General features: G+C 67.8%; 16 protein-coding genes and 2 pseudogenes. 8 read left to right on the forward strand and 10 right to left on the reverse strand.

Going from position 1 to position 18,881, the window contains the following annotated elements:
- Positions 1-356: 356 nt before the first annotated feature.
- On the reverse strand, positions 357-1,637 hold the full coding sequence (locus tag ACFVKT_RS35190) for an MFS transporter (protein ID WP_385739302.1): 1,281 nt from the start codon (positions 1,635-1,637) through the stop codon (positions 357-359).
- Between the two features lie 255 nt (positions 1,638-1,892).
- The gene (locus tag ACFVKT_RS35195; RefSeq protein ID WP_385739305.1) at positions 1,893-2,549 is read right to left on the reverse strand and encodes a class I SAM-dependent methyltransferase; all 657 of its coding nucleotides are present in this window, start codon (positions 2,547-2,549) and stop codon (positions 1,893-1,895) included.
- Between the two features lie 505 nt (positions 2,550-3,054).
- Here ACFVKT_RS35195 and ACFVKT_RS35200 point away from each other — a divergent pair.
- Complete coding sequence (locus ACFVKT_RS35200; protein ID WP_385739308.1) at positions 3,055-3,453, forward strand: hypothetical protein; 399 nt, start codon at positions 3,055-3,057, stop codon at positions 3,451-3,453.
- Positions 3,454-3,827: 374 nt separating this feature from the next.
- Entirely contained in the window at positions 3,828-4,391 is a 564-nt protein-coding gene (locus ACFVKT_RS35205) for a YcxB family protein (protein WP_385739311.1), read from the forward strand.
- A gap of 95 nt (positions 4,392-4,486) precedes the next feature.
- Here ACFVKT_RS35205 and ACFVKT_RS35210 read toward each other — a convergent pair whose 3' ends face one another.
- Positions 4,487-4,912, reverse strand: a complete 426-nt coding sequence (locus ACFVKT_RS35210) for a PQQ-dependent sugar dehydrogenase (RefSeq protein ID WP_385739314.1) — start codon at positions 4,910-4,912, stop codon at positions 4,487-4,489.
- 314 nt (positions 4,913-5,226) lie between these two features.
- Between ACFVKT_RS35210 and ACFVKT_RS35215 the strand changes: the two genes are divergently transcribed.
- Positions 5,227-5,460 (forward strand): hypothetical protein, encoded by a 234-nt coding sequence (locus tag ACFVKT_RS35215; RefSeq protein ID WP_385739317.1) that lies wholly within the window; start codon positions 5,227-5,229, stop codon positions 5,458-5,460.
- A 652-nt stretch (positions 5,461-6,112) separates the two neighbouring features.
- A complete protein-coding gene (locus tag ACFVKT_RS35220; protein ID WP_385739320.1) occupies positions 6,113-6,373 on the forward strand; it encodes a hypothetical protein in 261 nt (86 codons plus the stop codon).
- Positions 6,374-7,003: 630 nt separating this feature from the next.
- Here the strand turns inward: ACFVKT_RS35220 and ACFVKT_RS35225 are convergent.
- The gene (locus ACFVKT_RS35225; RefSeq protein WP_385739323.1) at positions 7,004-8,224 is read right to left on the reverse strand and encodes a metallophosphoesterase; all 1,221 of its coding nucleotides are present in this window, start codon (positions 8,222-8,224) and stop codon (positions 7,004-7,006) included.
- A gap of 398 nt (positions 8,225-8,622) precedes the next feature.
- Here ACFVKT_RS35225 and ACFVKT_RS35230 point away from each other — a divergent pair, with 398 nt between their 5' ends.
- Both ACFVKT_RS35230 and ACFVKT_RS35235 read left to right on the forward strand, forming a co-directional pair.
- Complete coding sequence (locus ACFVKT_RS35230; RefSeq protein ID WP_385739326.1) at positions 8,623-8,988, forward strand: S26 family signal peptidase; 366 nt, start codon at positions 8,623-8,625, stop codon at positions 8,986-8,988.
- Positions 8,989-9,028: 40 nt separating this feature from the next.
- Positions 9,029-10,163, forward strand: a pseudogene (locus tag ACFVKT_RS35235) (IS630 family transposase).
- A gap of 326 nt (positions 10,164-10,489) precedes the next feature.
- Here ACFVKT_RS35235 and ACFVKT_RS35240 read toward each other — a convergent pair.
- Complete coding sequence (locus tag ACFVKT_RS35240; protein WP_385739329.1) at positions 10,490-10,876, reverse strand: winged helix-turn-helix transcriptional regulator; 387 nt, start codon at positions 10,874-10,876, stop codon at positions 10,490-10,492.
- 159 nt (positions 10,877-11,035) lie between these two features.
- Here ACFVKT_RS35240 and ACFVKT_RS35245 point away from each other — a divergent pair, with 159 nt between their 5' ends.
- Entirely contained in the window at positions 11,036-11,767 is a 732-nt protein-coding gene (locus tag ACFVKT_RS35245; protein ID WP_385739332.1) for an alpha/beta fold hydrolase, read from the forward strand.
- A 199-nt stretch (positions 11,768-11,966) separates the two neighbouring features.
- Here ACFVKT_RS35245 and ACFVKT_RS35250 read toward each other — a convergent pair.
- A pseudogene (locus tag ACFVKT_RS35250) lies at positions 11,967-12,156 on the reverse strand (leucine zipper domain-containing protein); the annotation flags it as partial.
- Positions 12,157-12,370: 214 nt separating this feature from the next.
- On the reverse strand, positions 12,371-13,231 hold the full coding sequence (locus ACFVKT_RS35255; RefSeq protein ID WP_385739335.1) for an SDR family oxidoreductase: 861 nt from the start codon (positions 13,229-13,231) through the stop codon (positions 12,371-12,373).
- An 89-nt stretch (positions 13,232-13,320) separates the two neighbouring features.
- Here ACFVKT_RS35255 and ACFVKT_RS35260 point away from each other — a divergent pair, with 89 nt between their 5' ends.
- Positions 13,321-14,049, forward strand: coding sequence for a TetR/AcrR family transcriptional regulator (locus ACFVKT_RS35260; RefSeq protein WP_385739338.1), 729 nt, complete (start codon positions 13,321-13,323; stop codon positions 14,047-14,049).
- A 237-nt stretch (positions 14,050-14,286) separates the two neighbouring features.
- Here ACFVKT_RS35260 and ACFVKT_RS35265 read toward each other — a convergent pair whose 3' ends face one another.
- The 3 genes from ACFVKT_RS35265 to ACFVKT_RS35275 all read right to left on the reverse strand — a co-directional run bounded on the left by ACFVKT_RS35265 (position 14,287) and on the right by ACFVKT_RS35275 (position 18,365).
- Entirely contained in the window at positions 14,287-14,454 is a 168-nt protein-coding gene (locus ACFVKT_RS35265) for a hypothetical protein (protein WP_385739341.1), read from the reverse strand.
- A gap of 102 nt (positions 14,455-14,556) precedes the next feature.
- Positions 14,557-17,664, reverse strand: coding sequence for a WD40 repeat domain-containing protein (locus ACFVKT_RS35270; RefSeq protein ID WP_385739344.1), 3,108 nt, complete (start codon positions 17,662-17,664; stop codon positions 14,557-14,559).
- Positions 17,665-17,666: 2 nt separating this feature from the next.
- Positions 17,667-18,365 (reverse strand): helix-turn-helix domain-containing protein, encoded by a 699-nt coding sequence (locus tag ACFVKT_RS35275; protein ID WP_385739347.1) that lies wholly within the window; start codon positions 18,363-18,365, stop codon positions 17,667-17,669.
- Positions 18,366-18,881 lie beyond the last annotated feature (516 nt).

An 18,881-nucleotide genomic window follows, 5' to 3' on the forward strand; every position in this document is an offset into this window, starting at 1 on the left:
GCCGATCATTGATCAGAACACCGTGCGGTGACCGCTGGGGGTCACCGCCATCGCGGCCCCTTCGCATCCTGCCGCTCCGTCTCACCAGTGTGTTCGGCCGGTGTCAGTGCCGGTGTCAGTGCCGGTGTCGGTACCGCCGCAGGCGGAGGACGCCTTCCGCGAGCGCGATCAGGTCCCCCCTACCTCTCACCCGCATACATCCGACTCACCACGTGGCGCAGCCAGACCTTCCCCCACACCGTCCGCCGCCGCGCCGTCTCCCGCCACTGAGGCGTCACCAACTTCCCGAGACGACACACCTACGCCGCCAACAGCCCGCCCTATGTCTGGAGTTCGGCGAGGAGGTGGCAAAACCGCTAAGAAGAAGGGCTTTCTGTGGCGGGGGAGGGGAGTAGTGCCGCCGAGGGTGCTGGAACTCCTTCGGCGGAGGTACTCGCCTTTCGCCATGGCAGGAGAAGTGCACTCGCCATGCACAGCAGACCGGCGATGAGCAGTGCGCCGCGGACGCCCGCCGCATCGGCGATGAGGCCGCCGGCGATCATGAAGGCTGCCTGGCATGTCTTCGAGCCGACTGACCAGGAGGTGCTGACGCGGGACATAAACGCGTCCGATGTGGCCTCCATGCGATAAGTGGTGAACGACGGATTGAAGACGCCGGCGGCGAAGAGCAGGCCGAAGTCGGCGGCCACAACGGTGAACATGCCAAGGGCACCAGAAGGCGTCAGCGGCAACAAGATCGTCCAGAGCGTGCGTGAGACACCGGACAGCAGCAGAATGCGGCGCTGTCCAAACCGCCGGGTGAGCAGCGGGGCCAGGCGCGAACCCAGCACTCCGCCCAGGCACGGCAGTCCCAGAGCCAGTCCGTACTGCCCCGGCGTCAGACCGAGGTCACGCAGCATGAGGACGGCCATCAGCGGGGACGACATCATGACGGAGCCGCCGAACAGTAGCGCGTTGAAGAACAGTGGGCGCAGCCCTGGATGCCGCAGAAGGTACTGCCAGCCGGCGGCGATGTCGCGGCCCAGGTGAGCGGTGGAGGCGCGTGCCGGCGGCGTGGGTTCGGGCCGCCGGATGCGGCGGATACCGAGGGCCGATCCGAGGAAGGACACCGAGTCGACGACTGCCGTGGCGGCGGCGCCCAGCACCCCGATCAGGAGCCCGCCAACGGGCGGGCCGGCGCTGACGCTGATCCAGTTGGTGGTCTCGAACAGGCTGTTGGCACGAAGGCGGTGCTCGGGCAGGACGAGGGCTTTGAGATGCGCGCCGCTCGCCGCATCGAAAGCGACGGACGCGGCCGTCTGGAGAACGCCGACGAGACACAGCTGACTGAAGGTGAGCTCATCGAAGGCCATGGCGACCGGAATGCTCGCCAGCACCGCGCAACGGGCCAGATCGGCGGTGATCATGACGGGCCGCTTGTACTGGTACTCGATACGTACACCGAGTGGCAGGGCGATCACCGCACTGGCCACGGCAGACAGTGCGGCGAGCAGGGAGACCTGGAACGCCGAGGAATGCAGCACCAAGAGGGCGATCAGCGGCAACGCCCCCATACCGACGGCACTGCCCACTGCACTGACCGCGTAGGCGCCCCACAACCGCCGGAAGTCCTGCCCAAGCGCGCCCCGCCGTACCAACCGAACCCTCCCTGGGATGAAGGCGCTCAGCCTAGTGACCTCGACCTCTCACTACCTGTGGTTTTGCCTTCATCGGACGCACCTCAGCGCTGGGATCAAGCTGGTGCATGAACGCCCGCCGCAGCGCACGCGACCACGAACGGCTGCCCCAGTACTCCGAAGCTCACTTGAACTGGGCACTCGTCACCATGGAGGAGCCGGTGCCTCACCCGCAAAACCCCCGCACCGATACTTGGTCGAAGGCGCCCGGGCTACTCAGGGCTGATTCCATACAAGCGTATAGCGCCAGAACAGGCGTCGTCGCAGCCGCGCGCCGGGCAGGACGTCTCTGGCTTCACGGACGATGTCGTGAAAGGTCATGGCCGCTGAGCGAGTATGGGCCGTCATGGAGACGGGCCGCGGCGAGGGGCGCCCCTTGTTCTTTAGCCAGCCCATGGCGGCATTGGCCGGAATGGCGATAGCACCGAGCAGGTGGTCTGCCGAGGTCTGGGCGCGGGACAGGCCGACGATCACCAGGGTGCCTCCCGGCGCCAGATGACGGCGGAAACGGGTGAGCGCCTCGGTGAACGGCATGTGGTGGATCGTGGCGACGCACGTGATGACGTCGTAAGGGCCGGCAGGGAACTCGGCTCTTGCATCCGCGACAGTGAAGGTGACGGGGAGCGCGGAAGGAGTCAGCTCCTGGGCCTGGGCGGTGATCAGCGGATCGGAATCGACGGCCTTCACAGCGTCGGCTCGTCCGGCCAAGAGCCTTGCAAGATCACCGCTGCCGGATCCGACATCCAGGGCGCGTTCGAAGTGTCTCGGCAGCTGCCGCAGGATCCAGCGATGGTAGTGAGCGTTGTGATCCCAGGGATAGGCGGCGTTGAACCGCTCAAGAGCCCGCAGGACACGAGGCGAAAGGAACTTCATCGCCCCAGTCCATCAAGTCCCTGCGGTATGCACACTGAACGAGCTCAGATGCGGAGTGTGTACGAGGTTTTGGTCGGGCCGAGGCTCCATCCCTCGACCCGGCCGCGTGGGGTGAAGCCAGGCAGTAGTCGGAGGAGCGGACGGGTTCGCCCTCGGCAAGGGCAAAGACGCCTGAACCGGCGGGCACGTCATCGGCCGGCTCGTGCACTTTCATGGCTGGCCTGGTGAACCACGGGGAAGTGCAGCGGAGTTGAGGCGGCCCACCGATGAAGGAGTCTGAGACGGCGCGGAAGCACAGGTCACGGATCCTCCAGATGAAGCCGAGCGGGAGATCGTGCAGCCGTACAACCCTTGGGCCTGGTGAGTCGTCATATCTACCGTACGACGCACAATGACCACTGTGCGCAAACTGGTTTCAACGGGGGAAACTATGAGCTCGGTCCGTAAGGGCATCCGTAACCGCGTTCGCACTCGCCGCGCTTCCACCGCGGCCTTCACTGTCCTGATGGCGGGGGTCCTGGGGACCGCCGGCGCCGGGGCGTCCAGTGCCGGTACGTCGGCACCGGCGCAGCAGACGAAGCAGATCGCCTCGTCCGCCCTCGGTAGCGACTACAAGATCACCCTGACCGCCCTGCAGTCACCGGAGGACCAGTACGCCGCCACCGTGGAACTCCAGGTCTACGAGCAGAGCGGCGGCGCCTGGAAGGAGACCGATCTGGTCACCGTAGGCGACGTGAACGGGTGGTTCTGGTTCCCGGTCACGGGCAGTGGCGCGATCTGTGAGTTCTCGACCGCGAGCACGGAGCCCGCGCCGCTCACGGTGAGCCTGCTGGTCACGCCGTCCATCGGCTGCTCGGACCCGGTGAACTACCTGGTGAAGGAAGGCCGGGTGTACGCCGCCTGACCAGCACGGTCAGGACTCCGGTGGGCCGGCCCTTGCGGCCCACCGGTCTTCGCCGACCACGGCGGCCGCATCCACCCACTGTTCGATGCTGACGACGGCGTTCTGGGTGGGCTCAGAGGTCTCTCCTCGTCGGGGTTCTTCCCAGCACGGGTACCTGGTGTGGGCCGGACCGAGGTCGGTGCGGACTGGTCACGGCGAACGGGGAACTCCAGCCGGACGAAGTACTCGCACCAGCCGCCAACTCCTGGGCCCACTCGCCAAGTGAGGCATCGGGTCACAGCTGAGCCGAAGCACGATTGAGCGAGGGTCTTCGACCTGGGCTGAGGGCGAACTTCGGCTCGTCATAATCCGTACGCCTTATACCGGGAGTGACCATGGCCGAAGGCCACAGCGACCAACACACCAACCACATGGCGAACTCTGACAATGTCGTGGACGAGCGGACCGTAGTTGAACTTGCGTACCGGCCCCAGGCTGCCGACACCTTGGTCGGCCTGCAGGTCCGTGAGCGGATCAAGCGAACCGGGCTACTGCTGCGGGTCGTGCTCCTCTTCTTGTTGATAGGGCAGTGGCTGGTCTCCGCCGTGGTCCGTGGGAGTGTCGACGTGGTCTCGACAGTTCTGTTCCTGTTGGTCGTCCTGCTGCTGTGGGGGTACCCGCGGCTGCAAGCCGCCCAGGTGCAGCGGCTCGTCGGATGGCAGGGCGAGTACCGCGCCACCGTGACTCCGGCCGGGATCACGTGCCGTACCGACCACGGCACACTGATCCAGAAGTGGTCCGTTTTCCAGGGATACCGGGAAACGGCAAGTCACTTTGTCCTGCTCAGCCGGGATCCCAACATCATGTGGGTCGGCGTCCTGCCCAAGCGGGGCGTGCATGAGACTGAGAACATCGAGCGGCTACGGGCGATCCTGGACCAGCACATCCCTCGCGTGTGACAGATGTCCGCCGTGGTGACAACAAGCGCGCCTCTGTGACAACTGTCCTGCTTCGGCTCAACAGCTGGCCAGTTCAGCGGTCGCGATTCCCTCTCTCAGAAGTCTCTCAGAAGTCGAAATCCATTAACTCGCTGCTGGCGCTTGTGTACCTGCGACTGCCAGCGGGCCCGCACCGCGTCGTTGATCGTAGCGGCGATGTGCAGCCCGGCTTGTTTGGTCGGTTCGGCGATCTCCTGAATGGTCCGGACCTCGGTGAGTTGTCCGTCCGTGGTGACCTTCCGCAGACGGCCGGTCTCCCGCTCGGTGACCAGCGCCGACCCGTCGGGGAGGAACGCCAGGTCGAAGGGGAGGCGCAGCCCGCTCACGACCGGTTCCACGGCCGCCGCTTTCGCCACCGGAGCGTCGCGGACGGTCGGGCGGGCCCACCACCCGTAGAAGGAACCGTAGGAGCGGACCCCGAGGGCGGCGGCCGCCACCAGCAGACCAGCCAGGCCAAGTACGACTATCCGTCGCCATCGCACGCGGTGATCTTAGGAATTGCGCCGTCGAGCCATCCACTTCGAAACGGTGACCGTTGGCTGAAGAATTGGCTCTGCAAGCAGGTCGGTGACGATACTTCTTCGCCTCGATGCCTCGATGCCTCGATGCCTCGATGCCCCGATCGGCTGAGTGAGCGTTTGATCTCCGATGTCTGTTTGATTCGTCTTGGCTGTCGGGCCCGTTGGGAGTGGTCTCGTCGGTGATTCGGCGGGGCGCAAGGTTGATGGCGGCGAGTTGGTTCGTGGGTGCTGATCGGTGGGGGGTGGGTTTTGTAGTCGGGTGCGAGGTGCCGGTGGTGCATGAGCTGGCCGAGAGTGCGTTCGATGACCAAGCGGCGGATTTGGACCTGGAATCCGCAGGGTGCGGGTTCGCGTTGGACGACCTCAAGATCGATGCCGAGGCGGGCGATGTGTTCGACGGCCTTGGTCTTGTAGCCGTCGGCCCAGGCTTTGGTGATGGTGGAGGAGTTCTTGCTGCTCTGGTTGTCGACGACGAGGCAGTGGTGGGCTCCCTGGTGTTGCCTGGGTGATCCGTTCGGAGTCGGCGGGCGGGTTCCCGCCGGCTGGGCTGTGGCGCCGTTTTGTGTTGTGGAAGTCGGCGATCGGCGTGGCGGTCTTCAGCCTGGTTTCGGCGCGCGGGTGGCGAAGACGTGCCAGATGACCGCGCAGCAGGTCATCAACGAGTGTCAAGGTGGCCGTGGACGGCCGTGGGCTCGGCCGGTGGAAACTGTCGCGGAGCCCCCGGTGGGGCTGTTGCTTCGCATGCCACGCCAACTACCGCCGGGTGCATCGCAGTTACGGCGTGATCCGGCCACCGTGGGGGGCTCGGCGTTGCTCCCAGCGGGGTGGTGAATGTTTCTCCTTGGGCGTGTTGGCGGCTCGCCTACTCGGGCGGGGAGGGTTCCGGTCGGTCGGGGGCGTGGTTCCATGGCGAGCATGATGCGTAGAACGTCATCCACCGCTGTCGGTTGCGTTGTTGTCGCTGTCGTGTTTGCCGCTCTCACGTCGTGTTCCTCGGACGGGTCTCCCGCCGAGGGCCGGCGCAGCGGGTCCGGCTCCGGGTCGCCGGCGTCCGGCCCCACGCCGACTTCCACGGAGACGGCCACGCCATCGCCCTCGCCGACCGGGCCGTGCGCTGACGGGACGTGCGAGATCGAGGTCGCAGTGGGGGACGTCGTGAGAGTGCCGGAAACATACGGTCTCGGGCCGATCGAGGTGAAGGCGATCACCGGCGGTACGGTCGAGATGGTCGCGCCGCTGACGGGGTCGGGCTACAGCGTTTCGGGCTGTTCCGGTGGCGGGGGAGTGTCGTCGGAGGGTGGCGGCGGCGTTGGGCTGAGCTGCGACGAGGGAACCGTCGCGACCATAAACGACGCCATGAGCCTGGAGGTCGTCGAGATCCGCGACTCTGCCGCCGTCCTCCGTATCGAACCCGCCGGGTGACGTATGGCTCGGCTCCCTGGGCAGGGCTTCCTCGCGGTTCCGTAGGGAGGGTGCCGGTCACGCGGGGACGGCACCGAGAGGGCTGAGGGCTGGGTGCCAGTGGGCGCGCGGGTCGCCTGCTCGGCTTCGGCGGGCAGTTGTTCGGCAGGTGCCTCACCTGCCCGGCGGTGGTGGGCTTCTCCGTTCCTCGCGCGTCATCTGGGAGCTGCCGGCTCGGCATCTCCACCGGCAATTCCTGTTCGGCCCGCCACGCGGCGATCAACCACTCCAGGCCCGGATCCGTCTCGTAGACACTGAGCCGCTGCCGCACCGAGCCGGTCACGGTTGCGTTCGTTCAGGAGACCGGCCGACGCGGGCAGCGCGACCCGCCCGGCTGGTCTCCGCGACCAGCAGGGCGGCGGATCTCGTGAACGGGGTTACCCGAAGTTGTGGAAATCTCCCGACGGCTCTACTTCGCGTCGATGTAATCGCCGGGGGCTGCTGCGGCCGTGGCGGCGGTTGTACCGGCGTAAGGGAAGCGGTAGTAGCCGTCAGCGGTGGCTTTGACGGTGGTGCTCAACTTGCCGTTGCTGCTGGTGGTGACGGTTCTGACGGCGGTGTAGGGGCTGCTTAGGGTCGACCCGCTTCGTGTCAGGGCGTGGGAGGCCGTTGTGGGGAGCGGAGTGTGAGCAGGGTGATCTCGCTGGGGGCGAAGACGCGGAACGGTGGGCCCCAGAAGCCGGTGCCGCGGCTGGTGTAGAGGAGGGTGCGGGTGCCGTGGTGGCTGAGGCCGGCGACGGTGGGCTGGTCGATGCGGACGAGGTGGTGGAAGGGCCAGATCTGGCCGCCGTGGGTGTGGCCGGAGAGTTGGAGGTCGATGCCCGCATCCGCGGCCCGGTCTACGAACTTGGGCTGGTGGGCCAGGAGCAGGACGGGCAGGTCGGGGTGGGCACCGTTGAGGGCTCCGGCGAGGTGGGCGCGGTGGCCGGCCAGGCCGGAGGATTCGGCGGTGACGTCGTCCACGCCGGCGACGACGAGGGTGTCGCCGCCGCGTTCGAGCAGCAGATGGCGGTTGCGCAATGGCTCCCAACCGAGTTCGTCCATGAGGTCGACCCAGCCCTGGGCTTCGCTGTAGTACTCGTGGTTTCCGGTGACGTAGACCCGGGCCCGGGTGGCTCGCACGGTGCCGAGTGGGGCGGCCTGGGCGCGGCGGCGTTCGGCCGTGCCGTCCGCGATGTCGCCGGTGTGGCAGACCAGGTCGGCGTCCAGGGTGTTGACCGTCTCGCAGACCCGCGCAGACCAGCGGGCGCGGTCGAGTGGGCCGTAGTGGGTGTCGGTGATGAGGACGACGCGGGTGCCGTCCAATCCGGCTCCCAGGCGCGGGAGTTGTACGTCGAGCCGGCGCACCCGTGGCACCCGGCGGGCCTCGGCGTACCCCCAGGCGAGCAGCACGGCGGCTACGCCGAGGACCGCCCAGGTGACGATCCGTGCCCGGTCCTGACTCTCGCCCACGCCCGTCATGGTCAGGGTGAGGCGCAGCAGGACGCCGAGCAGGACGGACCAGGTGAACAGCACCCAGCTGGCCCCGAGGAGGGTGTCTCCGACGATCGCCGCCCAGTCCTGCTGCCGTCGGCCGTGGCCGCGCGCCATCGCGAGCGGCATGACGATCAGGCCGAGGACGAACAGCGCGGTTCCGCCCAGCGCCACGGGGAGCGGCCAGTGCTGGCCGGCGTGCAGCAGCACCCAGCAGGGCACGGCCCACAGCAGGACCGGGGCGGCCAAAGGGATGTAGCGCATCAGGCGGCTCAGTCGGCTCTGCTGGGTCGCATGCGCTGCACCGTCCGCGGATCGGGCGTCGCTGGTGGCGGTCATGTGTCCCCTCCTCAAGTAGCCAAAACTGGCGACGCGCGCACTGTATCCGGTCGTCTTGGGGGACGTCTTGCCGATCATTGATGGCCATTTCATCGGCAACGTACGCGACGGGGCGACCGGCCTGAACTTGATCGATCAGGAGTCGTTGGCCGCGCACCTCGGTCGGGTATGGGGAGGGGGCCTCTGCCGCGAGACCCCGGCCCGTGCCGTCGCCGACCACCTGGCCGTCGAGGCCGGTCAGCGTGCAGTGTGCCGGTGCGAACACTTCCTGTCGCGGGGCGTCAGGTGTCGAGTGGTCCCGCCTAGCTAGTGCCGCATCAGGCAACGTTCGCCTCGCTGGTGGAGCACGGAGAAGTAAATCGGTGGGGTGATGCAGGGGAATCTGCCACGCTCATCGGATGGGGGCATTGGATGCAGTGGCGGGAAGGATTGCCGGCGGGGCCACCGTGACGTTCCGGCCCAGCGGCTCCTCGATGGTCCCGCTGATACGTAGTCGGCAGCAGGTGGTCGTTGCCCCGGTCGACCCGTCGAAGTTGGAGGTCGGAGACATCGTCCTCGCCCGTGTCGCGGGGACGGTCTACTTGCACTTGGTGTCGTCCGTGGACCTTGCCAGGAAGCGGGTGCAGATCAGCAACAACCGTGGCCTCGTCAACGGCTGGACCAGCCACGATCGTGTCTTTGGTATCTGTGTGGCAGTCGACGGCGTCACCCGGTCGGGAATCGTAGGCAAGGCGCTCGCGGCCGACTCCAACGACTCCTCCTGAACCTGACGTTCCAGCGGCATCGGGCCACCAAGCTATACGGGTGGCAGAACGAGTGCGCGTTCGCGAGACCGATGACGACGAGGGCCGGCGGCTACTGCGGATAGTCCGCAGAAGCACGGGCTCCGTGGTGACCTGGCGGCGCGCGCAGATGGTGCTGCTGTCCGCTCAGGGCATGCCGGTCGCGAAGATCGCCGAGGTGTTGTTCACCAGTGACGACCGGGTCCGCGACGTGATCCACAACTTCAACGCCGACGGCTTTGACTCGCCCTACCCCAAGTACTCCGGTGGCCGGCCGAAGACTTTCACGCTGCCCGAGCGCCGCGAGATCGAGAAGATCGCCAAGTCCAAGCCTACCGAGCACGGCCTGCCGTTCTCGACCTGGAGCCTGATCAAACTGGCCGACTTTTCTGGTAGCCGAGGGGGTGGTCGACGACATCAGCCACGAGGGCCTGCGCATCCTGCTCCGCGAGGAAGGCGTCTCTTTCAACGCGTGAAGACCTGGAAGACCTCCCGCGACCCCGACTACGCGGCCAAGAAGGCCCGCGTCGAGCACCTCTTTGCAATCGCCGACGGCGAGGTCATACCCGAGGACGGCGAACCCGATGTCGTCTTCTGCATGGACGAGTTCGGGCCGCTCAACCTGATGCCGCACCCCGGACGGCAATGGGCCGAACGCGGCGGCAGGCACAAAGACCCCGCTCGCGAACCGCGCCGCAGGCGCCGGGCCACCTACAACCGCTACGGCGGAGTCCGGCACATGTTCGCCGCCCTGGACCTGGCCAAGGACAAGCTCTACGGCCACATCAAACCGGTCAAGACGCGGACGCAGTTCCTGGAGTTCTGCCGCTACCTGCGCACCCTCTAACCCCCCGACGGTGCGGATCGCGATCGTCTGCGACAACTTTTCCCCGCACCTGACCACGAAACGCTGCCAGCGGGCCGGCACCTGGGCCGCGGCCAACAACGTCGAGATCGCCTACACGCCGACGAACTCCTCCTGGCTGAACCGGATCGAGGCCCAGTTCACCGCCCTGCGGTACTTCGCCCTCGACGGCACCGACCACGCCTCCGACAAAGAGCAGGGCAGCATGATCCGCCGCTACATCATCTGGCGAAACCGCCATGCCGACGACCGGCGCCTCCGCGCGGTCGTCGACAGGGCCAACGTTGCCTGATGCGGCACTAGAGGTGAGGGTGCCGCCGATCAGCACATCCTCCCCGTCCCGCTCGGCGATCTTCTTCAGGGCGTGGTCCCGAGATGGAGCCCTGGCGGCCGGGAGCCAGACCACCTCATCGCGCCAACGCCGCACGGTGCCAGCGGATATCCCTTTCCCTCGCGGTCAGGGCACCAGCGCGAAGCTCAAACACTTGGTCAGCTGCGGGTCTGCCGCGGGTTCCTCTACGAGGCCGCATCCGGACTGTTCACGCAGTCCCGCGCCCAGGCGACCAGGGGGAGACTCATTGAGCCGTACCTGCCGATGGGTGAGTAGCCGGGCAGGGGTCAGGCGGGCGGGGTGTCGGGGCGTGCGTCGTACACGGCGCGGGCGGCGTCGATGTGCGTCAGGTGCGTGATGCTCCACTCCAACAGGGGCGCGGTGGCTTCGCGGAGGGTCCTGCCCATCGGAGTGAGTTCGTAACTGACGTGCGGCGGCATGACGGTGCGGACGGTTCGGGTGAGGATCCCGTCGCGTTCCAAGTCGCGCAGGGTGACGGTGAGCATACGTTGGCTGATCCCGTCGGTGGCCCGCTTGAGTTCGGTGAAGCGGCGCGGCCCCTGGCTGAGGTTGCGCACGATCAGCAGCGACCACTTGTCGCCGACGATGCCGAGCACTTCACGGGCCTGGCACGGGTCCTCCGGCCGCGATTCGTCGCCCACTGCGCTGCTCATGGTTACCTCCAGAGAACCGGGGCACCGAAATGTGCCTTATTGATCGGGATGCGGCAGGTGTAGCACGATGATTGCGGTTCCTGAAGAGTACCGAGGCACAAACAGGAACCGTAAGGGTCCCACGCCTCCACCTCCCCGAAGAGGAAGATAGATCCCCTCATGTCAACTTTTCTGCTGGTACACGGTGCCTGGCACAGCGGCCGGTGCTGGGAGCGGGTGGTCCCGCTGCTGGAAGCGGCCGGACACCGCGTGTTCGCGCCCTCGCTGACCGGCTACGGCGACAAGGCACACCTGTTCGGCCCCGAGGTGGGGCTTGACACACACGTCGAGGACATCGTGAAGCTGATCCATGAGGAGGACCTGACTGGGGTGGTGCTCGTGGGTCACAGTTACGCGGGGCTGGTCGTCTCCTCCGTCGCCAACGAGGTACCGGAACGGATCGCGCACCTGGTGTATCTCGACGCGATGGTCCCGGAGCACGGCGAGACCGCCGTCGACGTGCAGCCCATGACCCAGATCCTGATCGACCTGGCTGCCAAGTCCGACAACAGCTGGCGCATCCCGCCGCTGCCCGAGATGCCTCCGCCCCTCGGTCTGTTCGGAGTCACCGACCCGGCGGACGTCGCATGGCTGCGTGCGACGCTCTCCGACCAGCCGGTGCGCTGCCTGCTGCAACCGGTCCGGCTGGACAACCCTGCCGTGGACTCCATTCCGCGCACGCACATCCACTGCGTCGGCGCAGAGCCGGAAGGCATCGTGCGGCGGCCCGTCCCCGCGACACAGCCCAACGGCTCCCCGGCACGGATACGGGAACTGCCGACCGGGCATGACTGCATGATCACCATGCCGACGGACCTGACTGAACTGCTGCTTGAATCCACCCTTCGGTAGCGTCCGGACCGTGACTGTGGCAGCGAGCCGGAGAAGACCCGCCACCGTCGGACAGCGGCCCCGCCCCACGAGGCCGCCCGCTTCGCGAAAGAGGCGCCATAGGGCCTTGTGCGAAGTCCCTTTGTCTTCGGCAGAGGCAGGAAGCAATTGATCCAGACCCTCGGGGTTCGTAGGCCGGCGTCGTAACTTACGGGGGTCTTGTCGGCAGCGGTTCGGTGCGGTGTCGTCCGCGGTCGACCGGAGCGGTCGTACAGCCCCGGATCGTCTTCGGCTCGCCGGCGTCGTACCCATGTGTGGGCTGTGGCGCGGGAGATGACCGTTTCTTCGGCGACGTGGGCGATGGGCCCGCGGGCGCGGACCTGGTCGACGAGGAGTCGTCTGCCGTGGATGGCCGCCGGGCACGGGCACGGGCACGGGCATGGGCATGGGGCACACGAAGACCCTGGGATGGTGCCGAGCCTGGGCTTGTGCCCGAGGCCGCCGATCTGGTGATCGTTGACCACGAAGGCTCGTCCTCGGGCGGCTGAGGGCGAGCCTTCGGGGCAGAGGATGAGCCGTTGTGGGCGTCGAGTGAGGCCGGGCAGTCTGCGCGCCCCGCTGGGTCTATTCGGCCCAGGCACGCTCCAGTTCGGTACGGAAGGTGGCGGGCTTTCGCCCTATCAGCTCGGCCAGCGTCGAGTCGACAGCGGTGAACTCGCCATTGCGCGCCGCGGCGAAGATGCTCAGTAGCAGGTCGGCGACCGGGGCCGGGGCGCCGTGCTCCAGGACCTGCTCCCGGAAGGCGTCGTCTGGAACGACGGTGCGGGTGAAGGGACGTCCGGTCGCCTCGGAGGCGATCTCGGCGATGGTGTCGAAGTCGAGCGCCGCCGGGCCTGTGAGCGGTGGGGTGGGCCCCTCGAAGCGGGCCTTCTCGGCGAGGATCACCGCGGTGGCCTCGGCGAGGTCGTCGTGGCCGGTCCAGGCGACAGGGCCGTCGGCGGGGAGGGCGATGTCGCCGGTGTGGCGGGCGGACTCCAGGAACTGCAGGGCGCTGGATGCGTAGAAGCCGTTGCGCAGCGCGGTCCAGGGCAGGCCGGTGGACTGCAGCAGGTCCTCGGTCTGGGCGTGGTCCCGGCATGCCTGGAAGCGGGCGTCGTGGGCGGCGCCCATCTGGCTGGTGTAGAGGATGCGGCCGACGCCGGCCTGTACGGCGGCGTCGATGGCGGCACGGTGGCCGCTGACGCATTCCTGGCCCGTGCGGTCGAGGGAGACGAGGAGCACCTGCTCGGCGCCCTCGAAGGAGTGTGTGAGCGAGGTGGGGTCGTCGAAGCTGCCTTGCCGGACGCGGACGCCTCGGTCGGCAAGGTCCTGGGCCTTGCGTGGGTCGCGGACGCTGATGCCGACGCGGTCGGCGGGGACGCGCTCCAGGAGGCGTTCGACGGTGCGGCGGCCGAGCTTTCCGGTGGCTCCGGTAACGATGATCATTGAGTTCTCCACACGCTGTTTCCGATGGAATCAAGTAGACGGTAACACTGGAAATTCCACTGGAACCAGATTCTCGGTATCATCGGTTCATGGCTACGCGCGACTCAACCGACAGCCCCCGGCTCCGCATCGTGGAGGCCGCCGTCGAGCTGCTGGAGAGCGGCGGCCCTGACGCGGTGAGCACCCGCGCGGTCGCGGCCGCGGCCGGAATGCAGCCGCCGGCGATCTACCGCCTCTTCGGCGACAAGGAGGGGCTTCTTGAGGCCGTCGCCGAGCACGGCTACGCACAGTTCCTGGAGAGGAAGCGCGCGCAGCTCGACCCCGCCCCACAGGACCCGGTCGAGGAACTGCGCCGCGCCTGGGACCTTGTGGTCGAGTTCGGGGTCTCCCGGCCCGAGCTGTTCGCGGTGATGAACCGGGCCGGCGGCCGGGGATCGGACGCAGCACACCGCGCGGGCCTGGAGATCCTCCATGGGCGGGTGCGTCGGCTGGCCGCCGGGGGGTGGCTGCGGGTCGACGAGGAACTGGCCGCCCAGATCATCCAGGCAACCGGCCAGGGCACGGTCACCACCTGGCACTCCACCCCTGCGGACCGCCGCAATCCGGCGCTGCTGACCGTCCTGCGCGAGTCCATGATCGCTGCTGTCACTCGCGCCGAGCCGGTGGTTCCCGCCTCGGAGTCCGGTCCGGCCGCGGCGGCCCGCGCGCTGCGCGCCGCCCTCCCCGACGGTGCCGACGTCCTGAGCGACGCCGAGCAGCTCCTGCTGCGTGAGTGGCTTACCCGACTGGCGGCGACCGCTGGCGCACCACATGCCTGATCACGCGTCAGGCGCCCTCGTGCAGGCTGAACCTCCCGAGGAGATCGTGCGATGACGTGGCGTCCACGGGATGAGACAGGGGGCGCGGCCTGGAAGCGGTTCACCGGTGGGTTCCCTCGGCGAGATACTTCGCCGTCTTCCGCAGGGTGTCGCACTCCTCCTCCGGCTCACGGCTTTTCTTGCGCAGGTTGCGTTCCCCGCCCCCGCCCGCGCCTCCGTCGGCGGCTCGGCGGGTAACTACGCCCGGCGCCCCTGCGACAGGTTCGCCCCGGCCGGCCGTACCCAGTTCCGCACTTTCGCCGGGTTGATTCCCAGATCGGCGGCGACCTGCTTGATCCCGTTCCAGGACGCGACTGGCGCAGCGCGACCGCCGTCCGCGTTGAAGACCGGCGGATAGTGCTTCATGACCACGAGATGTACGTCCTCAGATCCTCAAGATCCACGTCGCAAGTGTCCAAGGTCCGGGGTGAAGGCGCGTGCCGTTGTCATGCCTGCGGCCAGTTGAGATCACCCGATCGAGAACTCCGGGCAGGGCGGACGGTAGCGCACTCCGGGGAGGTACTGCTCCCATTCGGTGCGGGTGATGGGCGGGTGGGCGAGGGCGCAGACGCGTGTGGTGGCGCGGTCGATGTCGGTTTCCCACAGCCGAAGAGTGTGATCATTGCCGCCGGTGGCGAGGGTGTGGCCGTCGGGGCTGAACGCCACCGTGGGAACGTCGAGTTCGTTCCCGGTGAGGTTGGCAAGTTCCTTGGGCTGCCGGGGGTTGCCCACGTCCCACACGCGGGCCTTCTTGTCGGCATCGCTCGTGGCGAGGCGGCGGCCGTCCGGGGTGAATGCCACCGTGTACACGGAGTTGGTGTAGCCGCTCAGCAGCGCCAGTTGTCGGGGATGGCGAAGATCGGTCATGTCCAGCAGACGTACGGTGTTGTCGGCGGTGTTCACGGTGGCCAGGATGTGGCCGTCGGGGCTGAAGGCATGGGCCGGGACCGAGTCCGAGGCGAAGGCGAAATCCAGTGCCTTCGGCCGTCGTGGGTCGGTGATGTCCCACAGCCTGGACCCTTCGTTGCTGCCGGTGGCCAGTGTGCGGCCGTCCGGACTGAACACAGCCGCTCCTGCGCCTTCCGTATACCCGCCGAGGCGAGCCAGTGCTCTGGGGTCGTTGCGGTCGGTCACATCCCAGAGCTGCACGGACTGGACCCCCGCAATGGCGAGGGTCCGGCCATCCGGGCCGAAGGAAGCCGAGGCCACCTCTTCCGCATGAGGCTCGATCACTGTCAGCCGCCGTGCGTTGCGTGGGTCCGTCACGTCCCACAGCCATACTGTCCTGTCGTTGCCGGCGGTCGCCAGGGTGTGTCCGTTCGGGCTGAAAGCCACCGAGCGGATGAAGTCCCGCTGGCCGGTCAGCGTTGCGAGCAGGAGCCGGGGATGGCCGGCGTCGACGTCCCACAGCCGTATGGTGCTGTCCCAGCTTCCGGAGGCGAGGACCTTGCCGTCCGGGCTGAACGCGACCGTGGTGACGACGTCGTTGTGGAAGAACAAGGGGAGTTCCCGCAGATCGTGCAATGCCGAACCGGCTGCCAGAACGGTCCCGTCCGGGCTGAACGCGGCGCCGTAGACCCCTTCCGGAAGCTTGGTCAGCATGCTCGGACGCCGGGGTTCGGACATGTCCCACAGGATGGTGCCGCCGCCGGTGGAGGCCAGTGTGCGGCCGTCCGGGCTGAAGGCCACGGCCCAGACCAGCGCGGTGTGTTCGGTCAGGGTGGCCAGGCTGCGGGGCGCCGTCGGGCGGGTGATGTCCCAGACCCGCACGGTGTGATCCCAGCCTGCGGTGGCGAGCGTATGGGCGTCCGGGCTGAACGCCGCCGACCAGACCGCGCGGGTGTGTCCGGTCAGCACCCCCTGCTTCTTCGGGATATGCGGGTCGCTGACGTCCCACAGGCGTGCGGTGGTGTCGCCCGTGGTGGCCAGCATGCGGCCGTCGGGACTGAACGTCACGGACGTGAGGCTGCTGGTATGACCTCGCAGTGTGGCCATTCGCTCCGGTCGGCGGGGATCGCTCACGTCCCACAGCTCGGCTGTCTTGTCCTGGTTGGCCGTGGCCATGGTCCGGCCGTCCGGGCTGAGCGCTACCCATGTGACGTCGCCGGTCCGGTGGGTGATCGTGGCGAGCAGGCCGGGGCGGCGGATATCGGTCAGGTCCCACAGCGCCACCTCGTTGCTGTCGGCTGTGGCGAGGACACTGCCTGTCCGATCGAAGGCCACGGCGTGAAACGCACCTGGCCGGCGGATGATGGTCAGCTGACGGGGACGGTGAGCGTCCCGCACGTCCCAGAGCCGGACAGTTCGGTCCCAGCTGGCCGTGGCGAGTGTTCGCCCGTTTGGGGAGAACGCCAGCGAAACCAGGTCACTGGTGTGCCCGATCAGCGGGGCGGCGTACGGCGTGGCCGAGGCGCTGAGCAGGCCGTCACGGGTCTCTTGGCTCGGTGCCAACTGGTAAGCGGCCAGGCCTAGTTGGGCCGCGAGCGCCGGATTGCTCCCGCGTATGTCGGCTGCTGCCGCTGTCGCCCGCCGGGCGAGGGCCGTATCGCGTTCCTCGGTGGCGGCCTGCCGGGCCTGGACTGCGAGCACGGCGGAGGTGACGGCGACCAGCAACGCGGCCGTGAGCAGCGCGAGGAGCTGCCGCAGCCTGTGGGTACGACGACGGGTGGCGGCCTCGACGGCGGCCTCGGCGGCGCGGCTCGCGGACAGGAAACGGCGTTCGCGATCGGTGAGCATGCCCTCGTGAGCGTCGGCCCATTCCGTTGCCACCGCCAGCCGGCTGCCCCGCAAGAGACTGTGCTCGTCGCGGTGCCCGCCCTCCCACGTGTCGGTGGCCTCGGTGAGCCGGCGGTGGATCCGCAGGCCGTTGCGATCCTCGGTGAGCCAGTCCCGTAACCGCGGCCAGTTGCCGATGAGGGCCTCGTGGGTGATGTCGATCCAGTCCCGGTCGAGAGTGAGCAACCGGCGCCCGGCCAGCGCTTCGACAACGGCATCGGTGCCGGGGCGCGCGTCCAGCTCGCGCCGGTGGATACGGCGTTTGGTGTCCTCGGTGCCCTCGCCCAGCGCGGTCAGACGCAGGAAGATCCCGCGTGCCAGGTCCTGCTGGGCAGGGGACAGCGCTGTGTACGCCGCCTCGGCGCTGTGCGCAACCGCGTGCCGAATGCCGCCGGCCGCTCGATAGCCTCCTACGGTGAGACGGTTGCCGCTGCGCCGTCGCCAGGTCTCCGCCATGGCGTGCGAGACCAGCGGAAGCGCACCGGACTGGCCCGTCGCGTCGGCTACCACGGCCGCCAGCAGCGGGCCCTCCACACTGCAGCCCGCGCTGATCGCCGGTCGCATGATGGCTTCGCGCAGTTCCTCGTTGCTCATGGGACCGACCATCACCTGCGCATCCCGCAACGCGTTTGCCAGGGCGGGGTTCTGGGCGCAGTGGCCGTAGAAATCGGCACGGACGCCGAGCACGATTCGGGCTCGGCTGGTGGCAGCACCGACCGCGGTGAGCAGAGCCGTGATGAACTGGTCGCGTTCGGCACGGCCGGAGCACAGAGTGAAGACCTCCTCGAACTGATCGACCACGATCAGCAGATCGGTCTCCTCGGGCCAGTCGGCCAGGGCTTGCCGGATGCGCAGGTGGAGATGCCGGGATCGTTGAGGAACTCCGCCTTGAGCAGGCCCGGGGAATCACCGGTGAGTGCCGCCAGCCCGACGGCGCACTCCTCCAGCGGGTTGGTGCCGGGCGAGAGCAGAAGGACAGGTAGGGGTGCTCCGCCCAGTCCCGTCTTTTTCGCCATGGCGACCAGGCCCGCTCTCAATAACGAGGATTTCCCGCACCCCGAAGGACCGAAAACGGCCGTAAGCCGCTGCCGGCTCACCTTCGCCACCAGTTCGCCGACGAGCCTGTCCCGGCCGAAGAACCGGTATGCGTCATCAGGCTGAAAGGCAGCCAACCCCACATATGGCGAGGCGGATTCGTCTGGGTGAACCGCTTTGTGTACGTCGCCCTTCGCCGCGGCGATATCGGCCACGGTGGCGTGCCATCGCTCTTCCCATTTCTCGCGATCGCCGTTGCACGCCTCGGCATACGCCAAGGTCACCGCAAGGCTTGGCAGAGAGTGACCTCCCGCGGCGTCCGAGAGCGTCGTGGCCGAGTAATGAGCACGCTTGGCCAGTTCTCGGTAAGGAGGCGCGCCCGCAGCCTTCCTCAACCGCCGCAGCTCGGCCGCGAATCGGACAAGCGGGCTATCCGTCTGGTCAAGCGGACTCTCGGAGCGTGGCATGCCGGCTCTCCCCCCTGAGATTGCGACAGGACGGATTCTCCGAAACCTGCTGTCCGTTGTCCATCCCGGTTCCGCCCAGTGGACCGGATGCCACATAGGCGCTGACTGTCAAGGGGGTGGTGCCCATTTCCCGCGGTATTCGAATTTCCGGCTCCGTAATCCCGATACTCAGCGTTCCCGAAAAGGAGACTGTCCAAGCCGAAGATCATCTTGGGGCGTCGGTCGTGGCGACGCTGCTGAGCCCGGCACGCTCTCGGCGATGACCCGCATCGGCGCAGCGGACTGGCCGGGATCCCACGGTGGGGGGCAAGGCTTGACCTGGCGCCTCTCGCTGAGGAGGCGGGCACGCGCCGGCTGTCGACGTAGTCGACGTATTCGGGTGGGCTGCGCCAACGGCTGGACATCGCGATGAGCCTCATCGGGATCCGTCGGTGCTCTTCTTGGACGAGCCGACGGCCGCGCTCGCCCCCGAGGCGCGCATCGAGGTGTGGCATGCGGTCAATCAGCCGGCTACGG

Source organism: Streptomyces sp. NPDC127595 (assembly GCF_042671685.1).
Classification (GTDB): Bacteria; Actinomycetota; Actinomycetes; order Streptomycetales; family Streptomycetaceae; genus Streptomyces.

Bases quoted from the DNA above. Each gene is read 5' to 3' on its own strand.
- ACFVKT_RS35225 (WP_385739323.1), bottom strand. From the start codon at position 8,224: ATGACCGCCACCAGCGACGCCCGATCCGCGGACGGTGCAGCGCATGCG.
- ACFVKT_RS35200 (WP_385739308.1), top strand. From the start codon at position 3,055: ATGGCGGGGGTCCTGGGGACCGCCGGCGCCGGGGCGTCCAGTGCCGGT.
- ACFVKT_RS35230 (WP_385739326.1), top strand. From the start codon at position 8,623: ATGGGGGCATTGGATGCAGTGGCGGGAAGGATTGCCGGCGGGGCCACC.
- ACFVKT_RS35245 (WP_385739332.1), top strand. From the start codon at position 11,036: ATGTCAACTTTTCTGCTGGTACACGGTGCCTGGCACAGCGGCCGGTGC.
- ACFVKT_RS35255 (WP_385739335.1), bottom strand. From the start codon at position 13,231: ATGATCATCGTTACCGGAGCCACCGGAAAGCTCGGCCGCCGCACCGTC.
- ACFVKT_RS35240 (WP_385739329.1), bottom strand. From the start codon at position 10,876: ATGAGCAGCGCAGTGGGCGACGAATCGCGGCCGGAGGACCCGTGCCAG.
- ACFVKT_RS35195 (WP_385739305.1), bottom strand. From the start codon at position 2,549: ATGAAGTTCCTTTCGCCTCGTGTCCTGCGGGCTCTTGAGCGGTTCAAC.
- ACFVKT_RS35275 (WP_385739347.1), bottom strand. From the start codon at position 18,365: ATGCCACGCTCCGAGAGTCCGCTTGACCAGACGGATAGCCCGCTTGTC.
- ACFVKT_RS35260 (WP_385739338.1), top strand. From the start codon at position 13,321: ATGGCTACGCGCGACTCAACCGACAGCCCCCGGCTCCGCATCGTGGAG.
- ACFVKT_RS35265 (WP_385739341.1), bottom strand. From the start codon at position 14,454: ATGAAGCACTATCCGCCGGTCTTCAACGCGGACGGCGGTCGCGCTGCG.
- ACFVKT_RS35205 (WP_385739311.1), top strand. From the start codon at position 3,828: ATGGCCGAAGGCCACAGCGACCAACACACCAACCACATGGCGAACTCT.